Source organism: Sporosarcina thermotolerans, from assembly GCF_042658975.1.
GTDB lineage: Bacteria > Bacillota > Bacilli > Bacillales_A > Planococcaceae > Sporosarcina > Sporosarcina thermotolerans.
In genome coordinates, this window is the sequence record NZ_JBHSRM010000009.1 from 98,448 (window position 1) to 118,635 (window position 20,188).

General features: G+C 41.4%; 19 protein-coding genes. 8 read left to right on the forward strand and 11 right to left on the reverse strand.

Annotation, left to right across the window (positions count from 1 at the left end):
* Positions 1–21: 21 nt before the first annotated feature.
* Positions 22–1,431 carry a SulP family inorganic anion transporter gene (locus ACFPZG_RS05945; RefSeq protein WP_283733889.1) on the reverse strand — a complete coding sequence of 470 codons (1,410 nt, stop codon included), beginning with the start codon at positions 1,429–1,431 and terminating at the stop codon, positions 22–24.
* A 201-nt stretch (positions 1,432–1,632) separates the two neighbouring features.
* On the opposite strand from ACFPZG_RS05945, the gene ACFPZG_RS05950 reads away from it, so the two are divergent.
* The 4 genes from ACFPZG_RS05950 (at position 1,633) to ACFPZG_RS05965 (ending at position 7,118) form a co-directional block, all read left to right on the forward strand.
* Entirely contained in the window at positions 1,633–3,183 is a 1,551-nt protein-coding gene (locus ACFPZG_RS05950) for an NlpC/P60 family protein (protein ID WP_317940895.1), read from the forward strand.
* Positions 3,184–3,276: 93 nt separating this feature from the next.
* Positions 3,277–4,815 (forward strand): spore germination protein, encoded by a 1,539-nt coding sequence (locus ACFPZG_RS05955; RefSeq protein ID WP_317940896.1) that lies wholly within the window; start codon positions 3,277–3,279, stop codon positions 4,813–4,815.
* The gene (locus ACFPZG_RS05960) at positions 4,808–5,902 is read left to right on the forward strand and encodes a GerAB/ArcD/ProY family transporter (protein ID WP_283733885.1); all 1,095 of its coding nucleotides are present in this window, start codon (positions 4,808–4,810) and stop codon (positions 5,900–5,902) included. Before ACFPZG_RS05955 ends, ACFPZG_RS05960 begins: the two co-directional genes overlap by 8 nt.
* Positions 5,889–7,118: a Ger(x)C family spore germination protein gene (locus tag ACFPZG_RS05965; protein ID WP_317940897.1), complete on the forward strand. Its 1,230-nt coding sequence runs from the start codon at positions 5,889–5,891 to the stop codon at positions 7,116–7,118. Before ACFPZG_RS05960 ends, ACFPZG_RS05965 begins: the two co-directional genes overlap by 14 nt.
* A 213-nt stretch (positions 7,119–7,331) precedes the next feature.
* Here the strand turns inward: ACFPZG_RS05965 and ACFPZG_RS05970 are convergent, their stop codons facing one another.
* Positions 7,332–7,922, reverse strand: a complete 591-nt coding sequence (locus ACFPZG_RS05970) for an NADPH-dependent FMN reductase (protein WP_317940898.1) — start codon at positions 7,920–7,922, stop codon at positions 7,332–7,334.
* Between the two features lie 18 nt (positions 7,923–7,940).
* Positions 7,941–8,924: a ring-cleaving dioxygenase gene (locus ACFPZG_RS05975; RefSeq protein ID WP_283733883.1), complete on the reverse strand. Its 984-nt coding sequence runs from the start codon at positions 8,922–8,924 to the stop codon at positions 7,941–7,943.
* A gap of 188 nt (positions 8,925–9,112) precedes the next feature.
* On the opposite strand from ACFPZG_RS05975, the gene ACFPZG_RS05980 reads away from it, so the two are divergent.
* Positions 9,113–9,400 carry a hypothetical protein gene (locus ACFPZG_RS05980; protein WP_283733882.1) on the forward strand — a complete coding sequence of 96 codons (288 nt, stop codon included), beginning with the start codon at positions 9,113–9,115 and terminating at the stop codon, positions 9,398–9,400.
* Here ACFPZG_RS05980 and ACFPZG_RS05985 read toward each other — a convergent pair.
* From ACFPZG_RS05985 to ACFPZG_RS06010, 6 genes are all read right to left on the reverse strand, one after another.
* On the reverse strand, positions 9,397–10,410 hold the full coding sequence (locus ACFPZG_RS05985; protein WP_317940899.1) for a S66 family peptidase: 1,014 nt from the start codon (positions 10,408–10,410) through the stop codon (positions 9,397–9,399). The two genes, ACFPZG_RS05980 and ACFPZG_RS05985, sit on opposite strands and share 4 nt — an antisense overlap.
* 119 nt (positions 10,411–10,529) lie before the next feature.
* A complete protein-coding gene (locus tag ACFPZG_RS05990; protein ID WP_317940900.1) occupies positions 10,530–12,134 on the reverse strand; it encodes a hypothetical protein in 1,605 nt (534 codons plus the stop codon).
* On the reverse strand, positions 12,127–12,675 hold the full coding sequence (locus ACFPZG_RS05995; RefSeq protein ID WP_317940901.1) for a sigma-70 family RNA polymerase sigma factor: 549 nt from the start codon (positions 12,673–12,675) through the stop codon (positions 12,127–12,129). The genes ACFPZG_RS05990 and ACFPZG_RS05995 overlap by 8 nt, the downstream gene beginning before the upstream one ends.
* Positions 12,676–12,778: 103 nt before the next feature.
* Positions 12,779–13,387, reverse strand: a complete 609-nt coding sequence (locus ACFPZG_RS06000; RefSeq protein ID WP_283733877.1) for an FMN-binding negative transcriptional regulator — start codon at positions 13,385–13,387, stop codon at positions 12,779–12,781.
* Positions 13,388–13,409: 22 nt separating this feature from the next.
* Positions 13,410–14,294, reverse strand: coding sequence for an N-acetyltransferase (locus ACFPZG_RS06005; RefSeq protein WP_317940902.1), 885 nt, complete (start codon positions 14,292–14,294; stop codon positions 13,410–13,412).
* A 30-nt stretch (positions 14,295–14,324) separates the two neighbouring features.
* The gene (locus ACFPZG_RS06010; protein ID WP_283733875.1) at positions 14,325–14,687 is read right to left on the reverse strand and encodes a VOC family protein; all 363 of its coding nucleotides are present in this window, start codon (positions 14,685–14,687) and stop codon (positions 14,325–14,327) included.
* 59 nt (positions 14,688–14,746) lie between these two features.
* On the opposite strand from ACFPZG_RS06010, the gene ACFPZG_RS06015 reads away from it, so the two are divergent.
* From ACFPZG_RS06015 to ACFPZG_RS06025, 3 genes are all read left to right on the forward strand, one after another.
* Positions 14,747–15,073 (forward strand): hypothetical protein, encoded by a 327-nt coding sequence (locus ACFPZG_RS06015; RefSeq protein ID WP_283733874.1) that lies wholly within the window; start codon positions 14,747–14,749, stop codon positions 15,071–15,073.
* A gap of 370 nt (positions 15,074–15,443) precedes the next feature.
* Positions 15,444–16,211 (forward strand): ABC transporter ATP-binding protein, encoded by a 768-nt coding sequence (locus ACFPZG_RS06020; RefSeq protein WP_283733873.1) that lies wholly within the window; start codon positions 15,444–15,446, stop codon positions 16,209–16,211.
* Positions 16,198–18,162, forward strand: a complete 1,965-nt coding sequence (locus ACFPZG_RS06025; protein ID WP_283733872.1) for an ABC transporter permease — start codon at positions 16,198–16,200, stop codon at positions 18,160–18,162. Before ACFPZG_RS06020 ends, ACFPZG_RS06025 begins: the two co-directional genes overlap by 14 nt.
* Before the next feature lie 29 nt (positions 18,163–18,191).
* Here the strand turns inward: ACFPZG_RS06025 and ACFPZG_RS06030 are convergent, their stop codons facing one another.
* Entirely contained in the window at positions 18,192–19,217 is a 1,026-nt protein-coding gene (locus ACFPZG_RS06030) for a sensor histidine kinase (protein ID WP_317940904.1), read from the reverse strand.
* A complete protein-coding gene (locus ACFPZG_RS06035) occupies positions 19,214–19,888 on the reverse strand; it encodes a response regulator transcription factor (RefSeq protein WP_317940905.1) in 675 nt (224 codons plus the stop codon). The genes ACFPZG_RS06030 and ACFPZG_RS06035 overlap by 4 nt, the downstream gene beginning before the upstream one ends.
* Positions 19,889–20,188: the final 300 nt, after the last annotated feature.

Here is a 20,188-nt window from a genome sequence, read left to right on the forward strand (position 1 = left end):
GATTCCTCCCTTTTCGTACTCCTATTGTAACTTTGCGTATAGTTGTTCACTTGAAGAGTTCAGCCCCCGGATTGTTACCGTTACTCCTTCTTCCTCAAGCTTCTGCTTCACTTTAACAATCGCCCCAACAGCGGATTCATCCCATAGCTGGCTATCTTCAAAGTCAATAATGACTTCCTTCTCCTTTACGTCACGAAAAGAATGGATGAATTTCGTAGTGGAAGCGAAAAATAACGGTCCTTTTATCTTATATATGTTAGATTGAGGCGTCACAGTCACGCGAGATATTTTCGATACAAAAAATAGTGAACTCAGAATGACACCGACTACAACACCGATTGCAAGATTATGCGTGTATAAAATAATTGCAACGGTGATGAGCATAACGAGCGATTCCGTTTTTGGCGCTTGCTTCAGAAACTTGAATGAGCCCCAGTTGAATGTTGTCGCTGCGACCATGATCATTACACCCGCAAGAACGGGCATCGGGATTTTCACGACAACATCTCCTAAAACGATGATCAAAAACATAAGGAAGACACCCGCTGTGAAAGTGGATAAGCGGCCGCGACCACCTGATTTGATATTGATCATCGATTGGCCGATTAATGCACATCCTGCCATCCCACCGAAAAATCCTGTGAAGAAGTTCGCGATTCCTTGTCCACGTGCTTCCCGATTTTTATCGCTCTCTGTATCGGTCATGTCGTCCAATACTTGGGATGTTAGCAATGATTCAAGTAGACCGACAATCGATAACGCCAGTGAATATGGGAAGATGATTTTCAGCGTTTCCAAGTTAAAAGGAATGTCCGGAATGAAGAAAGTCGGCAACGAATTCGGCATCTTTCCTAAATCGCCAATTGTCTGTAGCGTAACGCCGCTCATCAGTGCAATTCCCGTCATGACGACAATTGCGATAAGTGGTGCGGGAATTGCTGTGAAGAAACGCGGTACTGCGTAAACTAAAATCAAAGTCGCGATAGCGAAGATAAATGTCATTGCGTCTTGACCCCGCAAGTAAGGAAGCTGGGTGATGAAGATCATAATGCCAAGTGCATTCACGAATCCTAACATGACGGAATTCGGGATGAAACGCATCAAATTCGCGACGCCAACCCCCCCGAGGATAAGTTGAATAATTCCAGTCAAAACGGTCGCTGCCAATAGATATTGCAAGCCATGATCTGCCATCAAGTTGACGAGAACTAACGCCATTGCGCCGGTGGCTGCTGATATAAGCCCCGGACGCCCTCCCACAAATGAAGTGATAACGGCAATTGCGAATGAAGCATATAACGCGACACGCGGATCCACGCCTACGATGAACGCGAATGCTAATGCTTCAGGAATGAGTGCCAGTCCCACAACAATTCCTGCCAGTATATCGGCTCGGATATTTCCGAACCATTGTTGTTTCAACGTATGCAAGTTTTGTTCCCCTTTCTTGTTGTCTATACCATGCATACTTTTATGGATGCAGTAAAGATCGATTTTTATCGTTCTATTATAACAGAATGGCTTCACATTCACTCTGTGTATACAACTATCTAATCATCTTTCCAATCCTACATCATACAATTGTATTTACTGGAAAGTTTCTTTTTAGAAAATACTGAAGGAGATGGTGCCTTGAAAAAAACTGTGCTCGGCCTTTTGTTTATCGTTTATTTTCTCTTCGCAAGCGTTTATGTTCATGCTGCCTCCCCTACATCTTCGGACGTTCCCACCACCCATTCTGCAAGCAAGGAAATTGAATACCTTGTCAGCACCGGAATTCTGACTGAATCTCCAGCATTCGGTATCAATAAAGCCATCTCACGTATTGAAGCTGCTGAAATGATTGTTAAAGCGTTAGGAATTGAAGCAGAAGCGTTACCTAATGTTAATTTCATTGATGTTGACCCTGAGGATGAATTTTACACCATCGTTCAGACAGCGGTATCTGCGGGGTTCATGGTTGGGAATGGAATCGGAGAGTTCATGCCCGAGGCTCAGTTGACACGGGCACAGGCCGCTTCTATTTTGGTTGCCGCATTCAAAATGCAAGGAAAATCCGAATCGCAATTCCGTGATGTTCCTGCATCCTATTGGGCGAGTGACGCAATCGGAATTCTTATAGAAAATGAAATTACATTCGGTTATTCGGATGGAACATTCAGGCCAAATACTTCATTGACAAAAGGACATTTCAGCATATTTTTAGCACGAATTCTTAATCCGGAATTCAGAATTCGTCCCGCTTGCTACTCAGCTGAAAGCAAAAAATCGTATGCCATTAATGTACCGGTGACGAACGTTTGGCGTTCACCGGGTAAGACACGCCCAATCGATGAAATTTCAATCCAAGCAAATCCGGATATAAAAAAATGGACGTCCCAATTGACAATTCCCGACAAGAATTGGCTCATAGGAAGGACAGATACGCAAGTCTTATACGGAGACGCTGTCGAGATTATTAAAACGAGCGGAAACTGGCATTATATCGCAATAAAGGACCAAGCGAAGACCGGCCATACGAAAGGCTATGAAGGATGGGTACCGAAATCGCATGTTGCCGCCTCCGTTATCGGCAATACGGACTGCCCAATTGCCATCGTGAATGCAAAATTCGCCACACTTTACAATGTACCTAAATGGGATGACAAGCAGAAATGGCTTGATGTAAGTTACTCAACAATCTTGCCCGTCATAGCAGAGCATGGTGAATTCCTTGAAGTTTTAACAGTTGACGGCAGTACGAAATTCACGTTAAAGCGGGACGTTAGCGTACATTTTAATTATGCGGCAGTTCCGAAACCGACTGCGAAAGACATCGTCGACAGCGCCAAACAATATTTAGGACTCCCTTACGTCTGGGCAGGGATTTCCGCTCTCGGCTTTGACTGCTCGGGCCTGACCTATTCCGTCTATAAAAACCACGGTATACTTATTCCGCGTGATTCCTTCGTTCAAGCAACTCAAGGAAAGGCGGTTAGCCGCAGTCAACTGCAACCGGGGGATCTACTGTTTTTTGCTCATAACGGGGGCAAAGGCCAAGTCTACCATGTGTCGCTATATATTGGTGACGGAAAGATGATTCATGCCCCAAACTCTTCTCGAAGTATCGAGATCATCTCAATTGACACGCCATTATATAAAAAGAACTATTCCGGTGCTCGGAGATATTTGGCATCAAATTGAATGTATCCACCTACTATCCTTCAATGTTGTGAATAAAACTGCTAAGTTTCGACAAGTACTGTTCATACCTGACATATAACTGGAGGAGTTAAAGTGGGATCTCCCAAAAACAGTAACCCTTCGAATGACGAAAAGAAAGTGGAAGAATCCTTTTCCGATAACTTTGAGATGAATGTAAGTCTTATAAAAGAAGCATTCTCTTATCCGACCAATCAATCGCTGAAACTAAGGAATATTTCTATGCTACAGGGAAAGAAAGAAGGAGTAATTCTTTTTCTTGAAGGTACTGTCGATACAAAGACAGTTGAGGAATATATTATTGAACCACTATTTAAGGTACGTGATCCATTTGAAGATATGGATGTTTTATCCCTTCTTGCCGATAGTGTGTTAGCCACGGTCGGTACTAAGAAAGTAAAGAAGTTGCAGGATGCTGTTAAAGATATATTAGGCGGCAACACCTTAATCCTGATCGATGGCGAGCACGAAGCATTAACGGCGGAATCTACCGGTTTTGAAAATCGTGGTGTCAGTGAACCGACAGTTGAGAACGGAGTCAGGGGACCGAAAGAATCGTTCAACGAATCAATGGCTGTCAATCAGTCATTAATCCGAAAACAGATTAAAGACAGTCGGTTACTATGCGAATTAATGATGGTTGGAAACAACTCAATCCAAGAAGTCTCGATCATGTATATAAAAGGCGTAGCGGATGAGGAACTTTTGAATGAAGTGAAAAAGAAGATTGAAGGAATCGAAAGTGATTTGATCCAAAACCTTCCTATATTAGAACAGTACGTAGAAAGTAGAGCCTATTCATTAGTTCCCTCGACACTTTTAACGGAACGACCAGATAGGGCATGTTCCTTTCTTTTAGATGGTCATATTGTGCTTTTAATGAATAACTCACCTTTTGCCTTAGTCGTTCCTGTCACTTTTTGGTCCTTATTCCATACGATTGAAGACCAATATCTTCGTTGGGCGTATGCGAACTTTATTCGAATCATTAGTTTAATATCAATTTTCATTGCTCTCTATACACCTGCAACTTACTTGGCGATTAGTACATTTCATGTTGAGATGCTACCACCCGATCTTCTGTTTGCTATTGCAGCGACGAGGGAAGTCGTTCCCATTCCGGTTCTATGGGAAATTATTTTACTGGAGATTGTTTTTGAAATTCTAAGGGAGGCAGGCATTCGGATTCCGTCCGTGATTGGCCCAACGATTGGCATCGTTGGAGCACTTATTTTAGGACAGGCTGCGGTCCAGGCGAACCTTGTTAGTCCTATCCTTGTGATTATTGTCGCAATAACGGGGTTGTCTTCATTTGTAATCCAAGATTTGAATTTAGGTTTCATGATAAGAATACTAAGATTTGCCTTTATTTTCATCGCGAATTTCATGGGCTTTTTCGGGATATTCTTGGCCACCGCCTGTTTGTTTGCTTATATGGTTTCATTGAAATCATTCAATGTTCCTTTTTTCGCACCTTTCGCTCCTTATTTTCAATCGTCGAAAGGATTGATTTTCCGCCCACCAGTATGGAAGCAGATGCTGACCCCTTTTTATTCGAACAGTAAAAACGATGAAAGGGGTAATAAGCCGAAAGAAGGTTCAAGCGATGATTAAGGTTAACGACGGGAAAATAAGAAAAAGAGAATTAGCAGGCATCCTCATTTTTTTATTTGCTATTCAAGCGATGGATACCACCCCAGACTTGCTTTTTAAACTTGGTAAAAATGCGGCTTGGATGATTCCCATTCTTTCCTCCTTCGTCACATTGATCCCTTTCTTTGTTCTGTTAGGGATAGTGAAAAAGCGGAATATGGGTCTAACTGAACTTATATTTACTCTCATGGGAAAACGGATGGGCACCTTCGTTATACTACTATTTTTTATCATAATATTTAGCTCAACGGTGATCAATAGTAGAAGCTATACGGATGTTTTCAACACAATGTTTTACCCGAAAACCCCCATTCCATACCTATATGTCATGCTTATTGGCGCATGTTTTTACATCGCGAAACGCGGTTTGGAAAATATCGCAAGAACTGCTTGGATTTTCACACCAATCGTGTTAATTTTGATGTTTTCACTTGTAGGGTTTGTTTATGATGATATTGCTTTAGTTCGAATTTATCCGATTGCCGGCCCGGGCCTAACAACAATTCTGAAGGAAAGCGTAGTCTATAGTTCAATCTACGGGGAAATCATTTTGCTCTTTGCACTTTATCCTTTTATCCAAAAGCATAAAGATATGCGGGTTGGTACTTTGTTTGGATGGATTATTTCAGTCATGTCCGTTGTAGTATTCATGATCATATACACAGCAGTTTTTGACTATCCCGCAAGTCAAGATATCGCATATCCTTTTCAACAATTAAGCCGAATGGCAAGAATCGGGACAATTAGCCATCTCGAATCGATTTATTTGGCCATAGCAACGATTGCTTCGGCTATTCACTTTTCGATCTACTTATATTTATCGGCATTTTTCTTATCAAAAGTGCTTCACCTAAATAAATTCGAACCTCTATTGTTGCCCTTGGCCGGTCTAACTGTTCTTCTTGGAATGATTTCACCAAATATCTTTATTGGAAACGCACTTCGGGAATATTTAGTTCGTTCAAGTTCATTTTTCCTATTTTTTTTCCCCTTCATCTTATGGCTTCTACATCTTCGGAAGGGAAGGTTAACAAATGAGAAGGCTTAAATTTTCTTTCTTGTTGTTTGCCAGTGTTTTTATCCTTGCCGGTTGTTGGGATAAAAGCGAATTGGAGGAAAGAGGATATGTTGTCGTATTGGGAATCGATAAGAGTAAAGAGGATCATATGTTAGATGTGACCTTTCAAATTGAAAATCCGCAAGTAGGATCCTCAAGCCTGGCTATGGCACAAAATGAACCTCCCAGTGACATTTTAACAATTACAGCGACGGATATTTTATCCGCGAAAGAATTGGCAAATAGCTCTGTTTCAAGAAAACTTGATCTTTCACAGGTGGAAACCATCATTATCGGAGAAGCATTTGCAAAAAGTGATTATTTCCACAACGTTATCGCTTCATCCTTACGCGACCCGGAAATACGGAGGAAAATGATTATGATTGTGAGCAAGGAAAAAGCACGGGAATTTATTGATAACAATCATGCTAAGTTAGAAACGCGTCCGCATAAATATTATTCTTTCATGAGGAACAGATGGAAGGATACAGGTTATGTTCCAATTTCCGACTTAAATCGATATTTACAAAGGACATCTGGCGCCTTATTTTTGGCCATTTATGCCACTTCTGAAAGGGATGAAGAACGTCGGAAAAATCCCGATAATTATGTAGCAGGACAAGTCCCGCAAAAAGAGGGTGATCCTGTTCAAATGATTGGTTCCGCAGTATTTAAAGACGGTAAAATGATTGGTACTTTAACAGGTGAGGAAACAAGAAGTGCACTTCTGATAAGAAAAAAAAGTATGGCCCATCACTATATCGATTCGATTAAAGATCCCAAAAAGGAAGATCTTATGATTTCCGCAAGGGTTTTAAAGGAGGAACAGGCAAGATTTAGGATAGACTTAACAAAAGACCACCCCGAATTGTATATTACAGTGCCTTTGAGAGTTCAAATTCTTTCCACTCCAAGTGGAATTGATTACGCAAGCAATGAAAAAAACCAGGCACTTTTAAAAAGGGATATTAAAAAAGATCTTGAAGAGAAAACTTCAAAGCTGATCAAAAAAACAAAAGAAGAATATCATGCTGAGCCTTTCGTTTGGTACGAAGAGGTGCGTCGTAAATTCCTGACTATGGAAGATTTTATAAAATACGATTGGCAGAATAAATATCGTGATGCACAAATTCATTTGGATTTCGAAATTACAATAGAGAGTTTCGGTAGCACACTGAAACCCCAAAAAATAAAACCGAAGGAATGATTGCTTTGCCAATTCCATTGGTATGCCTCTTTCTATATGTAATGGTATATACAGCGAACTACGGTCGTCTGATATGGGGCTCCGGCAATAAATTTGCAAGCATAATTGTTTTTTTAATGGCGGCAATGATACCCGCTCTTTTGATTGGACTTACGTTCTTTAGTTAGAAAAAACACAAAATGTGCTAAGTGCACATTTTGTGTTTTTGAATGATTATTGACGAATTGTTTTCAATGCTGTTGACCAAGGAATAACTTGATCCAACATTTCGTTTACAGAATTCGCTTGTACCTCAGCCGGTTTGAACTCTGTATAGTTTTCGAAGTCTGTGAATAATGATAGTGCTGGGTGTACGCGAACATCCGCAACTAATAATTCACCTAGAATACCACGTAGGTGTTCTGTCGCACGAGCTCCGCCTACTGAACCGTATGAAACGATACCTGCAGCTTTGTTGTTCCACTCTTCACGTAAGTAATCCAATGCGTTTTTAAGTGCTCCAGTGATGGAGTGGTTATATTCTTGAACGATGAATACGAAACCGTCTTGTTTCGCGATGATTTCAGACCATGCTACCGCACCTGTTGCTTCGCCTTCACCTAATAGTGGTAATTTATAATCTGCGATATCGATAATTGTGTAATTTGCATCTCCGCGTTTATCCGCTAGTTCTTTTACCCAAGCTCCAACTTGTGGACTTACGCGTCCCTCACGTGTTGATCCTAAAACAATACCTATATTTAAATTCGTCATTGTTGTTTCCTCCTCTTGTTGTCTTCCGAATAATTTATCAAAAAATCCCATTTTTTCTCTTTCACCTCCTTACAAGTATTCTTTTTCAATGTTTCGCGTGCTGCGAACTGTGTCGATTGGTCTTACCAATCTCTCAATTTGCTCCCGTTTTCCTTCAAGGAATGGCGGCAATGATAGCTTTTCTCCTACTGTTTCATATGGCTCGTCTCCCATGAAACCAGGGCCATCCGTTGCCAATTCAAATAGGATACCGGGTGCTACACGTGTATAAATTGATTCGAAAAAGAACCGATCAATATAGCCCGATGTATTGAAACCGAATTGTTGCAAACGGTCATTCCATGCATTCAATGTGCTTGTATCTTCTACCCGGAAAGCTGCATGGTGCACTGTACCAAAACCTTGGCGACCATTTGGCAACATAATGTTATGTTCCACAATGACTTGCGCACCGTTTCCGCCCTCACCGACTTCAAATAAATGCAGCGATCCAGTTTTATCGATTTCTTTGAACTCCATCGCTGTCTCAAGCACCTTTTTAAAGTAATCGAATTCCGCGACGCGTATATGGAGTGGTCCCAATCCTGTTATAGCGTATTCAAGAGGAACCGGACCATTTTGCCATGGTGTACCCGTGGCCACCCCTTCGTTGTTCTCATCCGAGATCAACATATATTGTTGCTCGTCAAAGTCAATGAATGAAATGGTCTTCTTTCCGAACACTTCTTTGATTCCATCGTTTTTCACGTTATATTTTTCGAAACGCTTCACCCAATAGTCCAATGCTGCGTCTGACGGAACACGGAATCCCGTTTTGTAAATTTCATTTGTCCCGTGCGTACCTTTCGGTATACCAGGAAAATCGAAAAATGTCATATCTGTACCCGCTGCCCCTTTATCATCCGCAAAGAACAAGTGGTACGTTTGGATATCATCTTGGTTCACTGTTTTTTTCACTAAACGCATACCCAATGTATAAGTGAAGAACTCATAGTTTTTTTCCGCGCTACTTGTTATGGCAGTAACGTGATGAATACCTTTTAATCCGTTCATTCGACTCTCTCCTTTTCGTAATTATAGTTAAATATCTTTATTTCGAGATATAGAAACAAAAAAAATTTCTTCCCGATTATTATATTCTGCTCAATTAATACTCTAAATCTAAACTATCTTGAATTCAAGGTAAATCTTAACATGCATTTTGGGGAACGTCAACAGTTTAGTTTTGACCTGTTTTAAAAATGACAAAGAACCCAGACCAATATAGGTTTGGGTTCCATGGTTGCCTCCACTATTGTCTATGGGAAGTTATCGCCATTCTACGGGCAGTCGAGAGCATTCTATGGGCAGTTGCCACCGTTCTATGGGAAGTCACGAGCATTCTATGGGCAGTTGCCACCGTTCTATGGGAAGTCACGAGCATTCTATGGGCAGTTGCCGCCGTTCTACGGGAAGTCACGAGCATTCTATGGGCAGTTGCCACCGTTCTATGGGAAGTCGCAGCATGCCTACACTTTCGCATCCGTTAATTAAATTGTTGAACGACAGTCCCCTTCCCATTCTCCATTTTCACTTCAGCGGATGCTCCGTTGACGAATGTAATTTGGGGTGGGACGTGTCCGCAGTCAATATCATAGATAACTGGAATGCCTAAATCCTTGGTAAGATCTTCGTAAACGTCCTCAATTTCATAATTCTCTACAGGCTGATTTGCAGGGCTTCTCCCAAATAGAATGCCGGAGCAATTATCGAACCAGCCGGCGTACTTCATCTGAACAAGCGATCTGCGCAAGTCAGTGGTAGAAAGTTCGCAGTTCTCAAAGTACCAAATGATTGGTTCATTGTTGATGAATTCCTTTTGGAAGGACGCGACATACCCGTAAGGCGTCCCGATCAGATGTCGGATGACATCGATACATCCCCCAAGTAGTCGGCCTTTCATTTCAATAGGATTATCAGATGTTGGCTTCCATTCTGTCGGTTCCGTTAGATGGAAAACCCAAGGGGACGGATTGTCATGCTGCCACTTCTTCTGATAGTGTTCTGAGGAATATTGGGTGACTGCTTCACCGGATTCCGTCTGCAATACAGAAAGCCACATCGATGTTGTTGGGTCGGATTGCTCCCCACGTAAATCAACTAAATTTGTTCCATGAGCTGTTGCAATACCCGTTTTTAATGTCAGTGCAAGAAGAAGTGCACTTGTGTCCGAATAGCCTAAGATCCACTTCGGCCGTACTTTTTCGAAATCAATATGCTCCAAGATCTCGATTAATAATTCCCCGCCCCAAGGTGGAAAAATGAAATCGATTTCTTCATCTTGCAACATGGTATTCAATTCCTTCGCACGTATCCGTGCAGGAGCCGACTTCGCCTTTTCTTGCGTCCATACCGTTTCCCCGATAACAGTACGGAAACCATTTAAATGCATACGTTCGACTGCCTGTTTTACGATACCCTCGAGTTCTCTTCTTACCCCGGAAGACGGGGCAGTGATACCGATTGTTGCTGAATCCGGCAAATAAGGATATTTGATCATCATGCATTCCCCTTTCCTTTTCCTGATTATAGCAATCTCTTGTTTCGATTGGTATGAAATATGAATTAACTTCAAAAATGCCTGTTAGCAAAAAATATCGCTAACAGGCATCGACCAAATCACCTTAAAAATACATTCACACCTTCCGTCCAGTCGCTAAACGCATTATTATCACCGTTAAATGTATAATAGATTTTTTTCACTTTCGGACTCTTGAAAACTGCTTCATTCAAAACAGCTATCAGTTCAGCTTGATCAGCCCATGCTGCACCAATCAGCTCCCCGAAATGTTGAAAGTCCACTACGGCAATACCCTCATTATTCAAATAAGCCCCATGTAACGTGTCCTTCAGCCTCGCATCGAATAAATCCTCGCGGGCTAAAACAGTTTCTACTTCACTTTCAATACGAAGATTACGCTCACCGAATTCGTCCACATCGATGATGCCGCCATATTCGACATCCGTCAGTTCCGGTGCCTTTAATTCAACAACTTGGAAAACTGAATCCTCTCCGCCTTCTTTCGGAAGCTGCCAGATGGCCATATTTCCACGGATGGAAGGGAATTCACCTTCGCCGATTATCTTAATTTCTTTCCGCATAAGTGAATACACATAGATTTTATGACCGCTTTCCCAAATGACAAAGTCCTTGCCGATATCGAAGCTGTTGATATCCCCATTAAACACTTCAGCTTCTTTCCTACCGAATTCAACAGGCATTACAACAAGCCTCGTTTCACTCGTCTCGGTTTTTTCCTGCCAAACGACGTATTCATCATTCACTTTCGGAAACATGAGCTCAAACTTATTTCCTGTCCTTGAATCCACTTGTCGTCGATCCAGCGAATACTTAACGAATTCATATCCTCCATAATCGGACCAGACAAGATAATGATCTGAAATTTGAGGGAACGTTTCCATATATGTGGTCTCATCAACAGTCACAAGTTCACGAGTATCCAAGTCGTACACTTGAATCGCCACTTTATCCTCCCCTGCTACAGGTTCCACCCATGTCAAAAGATTTTCACGGGTGCTAAGGGAAAGTCGGGGATTCACGATATGCGGATTCCCATAGCCAGCGACCTGTTTGGAAAATCGAATGAGGTTTTTCTCGTTTGTACTCCGATTCAGCGCATAAATTCTCCATTCATACTCACCGTCTAATGTCCCGGAATCCACCCACGTAATCCATTCATCATTCACTTGCCCATCACTTAATTCCCCGGCTATTTCCGATTGGAAAGTTTCATCGAACTGTTGCGTTTTCAAATTGTACTGAAACAAATCAAAGTCGAATGAACCGGAATCTGAATCTGGAACTTTGTCGCTCCCCGACCAGATGACTGTATCGCCATGAATGTCTTGATAATGAACTTCCTTCTTCCCCGTCTCAATTGTGTAGCGATTCCAGATGAAATTCTCTATATCGACAGCTTCTTCCGTCGGCAGTGACACTGGCGGATTGATTTCTTGTGGAGGCTCTTCTGTTGCGAAAAGGCCAATTTCCTTTCCAGCGATTCCACCTAAAATAACAAGGAATGCACAAATGGAAATAGCGGTAAGGAATGCTGGCAACGGATTGAACCGTTTCGCGGGTGCATCGCTTTTCATTTTCTTAATGCCGTTTCGAATTCTGTGTTTATCCAACTCCGTAAAATAATCGTCCTGCGAAATGACGTTGTCTAATTTTTCTTCTAACCCTTTCAACTTCTCATCCATTAACCTCACCTCTTTCCATTTGCTCCAACGGCATCCTCAACTTCTCCCTTCCCCGGTGCAGCCTCACTTTCACCGTACTTTCACTAACCCCCAAAATCTCACTTACTTCCTTGATTGATAAATGCTTATAGTAATAAAGCAAAATCACTTCTCTATAAGGCACAGCTAACTTGAGAACAAGATCGACAAGTTGCTCGCTTTCAAGCTTTTCAATGACTTCATCTTGAGGTCCTCGCCGGCTTGATTTCAATAATTCCTTTATATTTTCCTGCACGGTGATCTTTCGCATATGCCAGCTTTTCAAGTAATCTTTACACTTGTTAATTGCAACCGAATAAATCCATGTCCTAATCGAAGACTTTCCTGCAAATGATCCTAACTTCAAGTAAATTGTTATGAATATTTCCTGCGTTAAGTCTTCCGCCGCAGGATGATCTTTTACGTATGTATAGATAAGTCGTTTAATCTCTTCACCGTATTCATCCATAAGAAATTCAATTTGCTCATCTCTACCCATTCCCTCCCAATCCAACTGTCCCATGTCCTCCCCCCTTCCTTACCTGTTAGACGACGCTCGGTTTGTATCGGTTACAAAATGATGCCTGCCACCGGCAACATTCCAATCCGGGGGCAGGCATCAAGTTTCATTTCTTATCCATTACATCTGCTAGTTGCTGCGAATGAGGATTTCCTTCTTTACGCAATTTGTCAATGATGTTGTTATAATCGGTCTCATTTCGATTCTGGCTTAATTTATATGCAGCCTGGATTTCATCCACTTTGATCTTAAAACCGACGATACCTTTTAGTTCATTTTCGATGAGCTCAAGCGAAAGTGTATCCCATAGAACTTGATTTCCCCGATGTCCTTCGTATTTAGCCAGCATTCTTTTCAAGTCTTCTATCAATTCATCTCTTGTTAGAATGCTTGCTTTGCCATAAAGATGAACCGCCTGATAATTCCACGTCGGCACATTTTCATGGGAATACCAGGAAGAAGAAACATACGCATGCGGACCCTGAAGCATGACTAAGACTTCCTCGCACGTATCGAACGTCCTCCATTGAGGATTTCCATAAGCCATATGCCCGGTAACATACCAATCATCGCCTTCTTGGATGAACCCGAAAGGCAAATGAGTCGCAATCGGTCTCCCTTTTCTTGTCGTGACAAGTGTCCCAAAAGAATTCTCCTGGACAAAGTCTCGGATTTTTTCTATATCAGTTACCTTAAAGTATTTTGGAATATACATAGGCTCCCCCTCTCCCTTATTTTTAACGAGGTAAACTATATGTCGTTTGTTCCATTCCCGGTAAAAAGCCTAAGTCATAATAAAGTGACTCCGCTGGATTGCCTACAGTGACAAAAAGGCGAACCACATCATGTTGCTCCTTTAAAGTAGATAAGGAGTGTTTCAACAATTTGGACGCTATGCCTCTACCCCTGTAGTTTTTATCAACGACAATATCATAAACTAACGGAAGGTCTTCCCATATTGAAATTAGGCATGCTCCGACTAATTGTTTTGTATTTTTATCGAAGATAAGGCGAGAAGCTTTTTGCAATAACTCCTCCCCGTTGTGCTTGAAATAGTAATCCAAGTCTGATCTTTGCTGCTCGATTGTATTTTCTGTTGGATGGCCGATTCTGTCAGCTCCTGAATAGCATTGGTATGAAAGTTGAGCAATGGTTTCTAAATCCTCGGTAGTCGGGGCTTTAATGAAAAAGTCAGTTCCCCAGTCAATCATATCGAACTGCTCAGTAGGTCGAATCATAATACGCCTTGCTTCGATTGGTTTGAACCCTAAACGTAAGAAATGCTCTGCTTGGTATGGTAATATTCCAATTGCCTCAAGAGGCTTGGATGGTTCGGAAATATCTTTCAAGTATTTCTTCAACCTTCTTAGAACTCTATAACTTTCTGTAAATGGCGGTTCCAAGAAAAAGGACCAAAGCATGTTAGGTTCTAAGCACACTCCACCAATACGTCTCCCGCTCTGCAATAGCCAGTAGCAAGGGACTTCACTTCCAAAAATAGCCACGCGTCTTTCCCAGCTCTGTCTAAAAAACACATTTTCCCTATAGGTAGTGTAATGTATTGCGAAATCTTTTGGATTTGCTTTCATTAAGCTAAACTCATTGTCTATACGTTGTTGCATACGATCCCCCCTCATTCCAACTAAAAACTATTATTTGTTTTGAATAAGCCCAAAGCCAATTCCCGTTGGATCTACTAAATAAGCAAGATAAAACTCGTCGAATTCCATTTTCTCTCTAACGATCATCGCCCCATTTTCTGTAGCCTTCAAAATTGCCTCATCAATTAGATCCACTTCAATCTGGATACGTGCGCCATGCGGGAAATCATGTGGACCTTTTGCAATTCCTCCATTAATGCCGCCATGTTCTATGTCTCCTGTCGAAATAGCTCTGTAATCCCATTTCGGCTTGGCAATTTCCCACCCGAAAACGGTGGAATAAAATTCCGCTGCTTTTTCCGGTTCTTGACTATTCAACTCAAAACCAATTACATTTCCTGAACGCACTTTCATGATACATCCCCCCATTAGACATCTTATTGTAATTACAATTATTCCAAGGTTCAGTAATATTGACAAGTACTTTTGTGAAAACGTTCATGTTCACTGCCCGCCAGGTGTCCAAACGAGTAAACTTCCCATTGAATGTTAGAGACTTCCCGTTAAACGCCGGGAACTTCCCATTGAACGACAAAGACTTCCCGTTAAACGTCAGGAACTTCTCATTGAACGGCAAAGACTTCCCGTTAAACGCAGGGAACTTCCCATTGAACGGCAAAGACTTCCCGTTAAACGCAGGGAACTTCCCATTGAACGGCAAAGACTTCCCGTTAAACGCCGAGTACTTCCTATTGAACGCCTATGACTTCCCGTTAAACACCGAGAACACTTCCTATTGAATGGAATGCCAATGTTCAGCAAAATCATCGGTTAACATGCAAAAAACTGCCACCCTAATAAAAAAATTGTGCAGTTAGCAAGCGCTTCGCCTCGAACGGAAGTATCATTCCGTTTTTACAAGGAGCTGGAAAAGGAGAGTTAAGGGTGCAAATGGTGTCTATGAAAAAACAGGATTTCTACTCTTGGAAAGATCCTGTTTTCTTCTATTCTAAAAGCAAATTTCTTCTAATGAACAAAGTACACAGCTTGGTGCATTTCGAACAAAAATGTAAGTTTTGGAGTTCGTTTTGTTCGTTATTTCAATGGATGACCCCTATGCCGCACGGTATGATGGAGACAACATGATTAAATGATTTGGGGGAATATGCGATGGATATAGTTGTGCAGACAACAGGCATTCGAAAGGTATATGGCACAAAATCGAATTTAATTACCGTACTTGAGGATATCGACTTTGCCGTTCAAGAAGGAGAGTTTGTTGCCATTATGGGGCCTTCGGGGGCTGGCAAGACGACGTTGCTAAATATTTTAGCCACGATTGATAAACCAACCTCGGGAAGTGTACGCATAAACGGAACTGAGATTACAAGCTTGAGCGATGAACCATTATCCGAGTTTAGACGTTCAAAGTTAGGATTCATTTTCCAGGACTATAATTTGCTTGATTCATTGACGATACGGGAGAATATCATGCTGCCTATGACGTTTTCCAACAAATATGATGTTTCGACAGACTTAAGAGTTAATGAAATTGCTGGAAAGCTTGGCATAGGGGCTATTTTGGACCGGTATCCTTATGAAACGTCGGGAGGGCAAAAGCAGCGGGCTGCTGCTGCGCGGGCGATTATCCATAATCCAACGCTCGTTCTTGCAGATGAACCGACCGGTGCATTGGATTCAAAAGCTTCGATGGATCTTCTATCGGCATTTCAATTGATGAATAATGAGTATGGGACGACAATTTTGATGGTTACGCACGATGCTTTTGCCGCAAGTTATTGCGACCGTGTCCTTTTCATGAAGGATGGTAGATTGTTTACCGAGATTGTGAAAGGCGATAAGGATCGGAAGTGGTTTTTTGATCGGCTTGTGATGACCTTATCAAACTTGGGAGGCGGCAGTTATGACATTATATGATGTCGTCCTCAAGAACATAAAATATAATATCCAGAAGTATTTTATTTACATCGCTTCCCTCACCTTTAGTGTGCTCATTTATTTCACATTCGTTTCATTGCAGTACAATGAGCAAATTGGCGAGGCATTTGCCCGGGAAGATAAGATGGGTCCTCTTTTGACTGGCGTTTCGGTTTTGCTGTCCTTGTTCATCATGGTGTTCGTCTGGTATTCTAATGCATTCTTCATCACAAACCGTAAGCAGGAAATTGGGCTTTATTCATTAGTCGGCGGTACAAAAAAGGAAATCGGGAAAATGCTGTTTTACGAGAATATGTCATTGGGCATTCTCGCGTTAGTCATTGGTATAGGGCTTGGACAATTATTCTCAACGTTCTTTAGTATGATTTTACTCAAAGTTATGGGATTTACATTGGTTGTTCATTTCTCCATACAGCCGGCGGCCATCGCACAGACTTCGCTTGTTTTCCTACTCGTCATGTCGATTACGTCGTTACAAGGCTATTTGATCGCCTATCGTTTTAATTTAATTGAGCTGTTTCAGGCAAAGCAGAAGGTACAACAACAATGGAAGCCGTCTTACATTCTTGCAATACTTGCGGTCGCGTTGATTAGCTTCGGTTATTGGAGTCTTTTACATGCAGTCGAATCAAAAAGCTGGGCTGATCATTTCGGTAGGAATTTCACAATAATTTTGGCTGTCCTTGTCATCGGATCCTATTTTCTATTCCATACGGGCAGCGGATTCCTTGTTCATGTATGGCAGAAAAGGAAAAAATCCTACCAACGCTGGAAGAACTTGTTGACGCTCACACAATTGAAAAGTCGGCTACGCAGCAACGGTCTGCTTTTAACTGTCATTTCCGTGTTGAATGCCGTAACACTCGTTGCATTCGGTTTTGCTTATACAATTTACTTTAATACACTTCAAACTCTTGAGGATCATGTGCCGTTTAGTTATCAGTTCAGCGCGCAGTCGGAACTTGCTAATAAGAAAGTGACAAATATCTTGGGAGCATACGAGGAGCATCCACTTATCTTTGATGAAACATTCGAGTATCTAACAGTTCCTGGATCGGCAAATGGGCTTGACTCGGTGCCAGGCGGCTTTCATTATTACCGAGACTCTTTCTTGGTGCTTTCAATCTCAACATACAATTTACTGGCGGAAAAACTTGAAAGATCTCCAGTAGATACTATCCAAGGAGAAAATGAAACAGTCATTTTGGGAAGGAATTTTATCGGTTCACAAAAGAAGGATGAGAATGTAGGCACTAATTTATCACTTGTCAGTCCAAAAGGGGAACTTCCATTTCATGTTATCGGCAATAAAGTGGAAACACTCTTTTCATATAATGTACAGCCATCCGTATTGATTGTGAATGATAGTATGTACGAACAATTGAAACAAAGTGGAACTATGCATGCGACTCGGGTAATAAAGGTCGGTAATCAGAAGGAAGCAAATCGATTGACAGATGATTTAAAAGCAGTCTATGAAGGCGATGGGAACGAAACGGAGTGGTTCGAGCCGGACAAGGGCTTCTATAGTTTTTCTGAAAGTTATCAAACAGGGCAATCCATATATGGCCTGCTCATCTTCGTGTTTGGCTTCATGGGACTTGTTTTTTTAGTAGCCACAGGCAGTGTTATTTATTTTAAAACGTTGACAGAAGCAGCGGAAGACCGAAAGCGTTACGAAATTTTACGTAAAATCGGACTGAGTCGGAAGAAGGTAAAGGCGCTGATTGCAAGACAAACATTTCTATTTTTCCTTCTCCCTCTCCTTGTAGGGATTACGCATAGTTGCATCATCCTTGCAGCACTCTCTTATGTGATGGATATCAATTTCATCTATCCTGTTTCAATCAGCGTCTCTGTGTATACATGTTTATATGGCCTTTATTACCAAATGACCGTTGCAACTGCAAACAAACTTGTGAATTCATAAATAAACGGGAAGGGCTCGCCTTTCCCGTTTCATTTTACAATGGCGTAATAATCATCGCCTTTTGGAAAATGGACAGTTATAACTGTATACATATTTACCGTCGAAGAGATAGTTACCCCATGACCAATCTTGTCTATAATTTTTTTTGCGATATACAAACCAATCCCGGTTGATTTACTGTTAATGCGGCCATTTGTTCCTGTGAAACCTAATTCAAAGACACGGCCTATATCCTGGTCCGGGATGCCAATGCCCTGGTCTTTTATTTTTAATCTAACCTCATTGGAATCTTCCTCAGAAATAATTGTAATTATTTCTCCGTCCTCTGAGTACTTCAATGCATTAGAGATGAATTCAGATAGCGAGTAGACAAGCCATTTAGTGTCCGTTTCAATTACCAAGGGTTGAATTTGAAGGTCAATTTTTATCTTCCGTCTAATGAACTCCTTTGCAAATTTTTTAACGACAGACTTGACGATTGTGTCAAGTTCCGTCCTTGAGATGAAATAATCCCTTGCGAAATGGTCGGTTCTTGTGAAGTAAAGGGCCTGATTGACACTTCGTTCAATGCGTGAGATTTCTTCTAAAATACTCTCGTTTTCCGGGTTTCCCTTCGCTTGCTCCACTATCAATTTACTGATTGCAATCGGTGTTTTAATATCATGGAACCAGGTCGTCATGAATTCCATTGATTCCTTTTTATCGCGAAGGATGGATGTTAATTGTTGCTGTTGCGCATTGTTTACTGCTTGGAGCAATTCCATATACAATTGCTGCTCATATGTATTTGCAGCTCCTATCCCGTCCTGTATAAACGCTCCGTTGCTCCAACGGGAACTAATCTCCTTATGATGCTTTGCAATGATATAATAATCGATTACCAAATAAGAAATAAAGAAAAAGAGCGAAATGACATGGATATAAAGGATATTGGAAAAATGGATGGACATACTCGGCTCGACATTAAGCATAATTGTGACAAACGACATGATACCTGCATACAAGATGATTAGGCGCTTTTGGAAGCGGATGTATTGGCTAAATGAAGTGCTCATGAGAGTATGTATCCTTGTCCTTTTTTCGTTTGAATGTATCCTACCATTCCATATTCGCCTAATTTTCGGCGCAACCGGTTTATATTGACAGTGAGCGTGTTGTCATCGATGAAATTTTCATCCTCCCATAAGGCTGTTATTAATTCATCACGCGGGACAATTTCACTTTTACGTTCAAGAAGAACGCAAAGGATGCGGAATTCATTTTTCGTTAACTCAATTTCACCTTCAGGAGTGGAAAGAGCCGCCTTCTTTACATTAAGCGTTAAATCGCGATGTGTAAGCCGATCGGTATCTGCTTGTTGGTAGGTATATGTCCTTCTCAATAGTGCATGGATTTTTGTTAGCAGCATCTCCATCGAGAATGGTTTTTGAACAAAGTCGTCTCCCCCCATATTCAGTGCCATCATCATGTCCATCGTCTCCGTTCGTGATGAGAGGAAGACGATTGGTACATTTGAATGCCGTCTAATCCGTTCGCACCAATAAAATCCATTCATATAAGGTAGATTAATATCAAGCAAGACGAGATTCGGTTTCACCGTGAGGAATGATTCTTCCACTTGACGGAAATCTTCTACAACATGAACCGCATATCCCCATTTTTGCAATTCTGATGCAATAATCGAACGGATTTTCATCTCATCTTCCACAACTAAAACGGTAAACATTTTCCTTCCCACCCCTATCCTTGAAATGAGATACAACTTTAAAGGCTTATATTTATCCTGATTGTATCATAGGTAATTATCGGAAAAGGCGTCATGACAAAAATGTAAGTTTGCTAAAGAAGTTCTTTCATTTTCTTAATCTCTTATCCAATGTCGCCTACCCTATACTGGTTCCTTCCATTCGCATTACGTTGTTATACGGCGCAGTTATATTGTCATACGAACTTCCCTTTAAACACCATGAACTTCCTATTGAGGTCCAATGTTTAGCAAAAATAATCGGTTAACGTACAAAAAAAC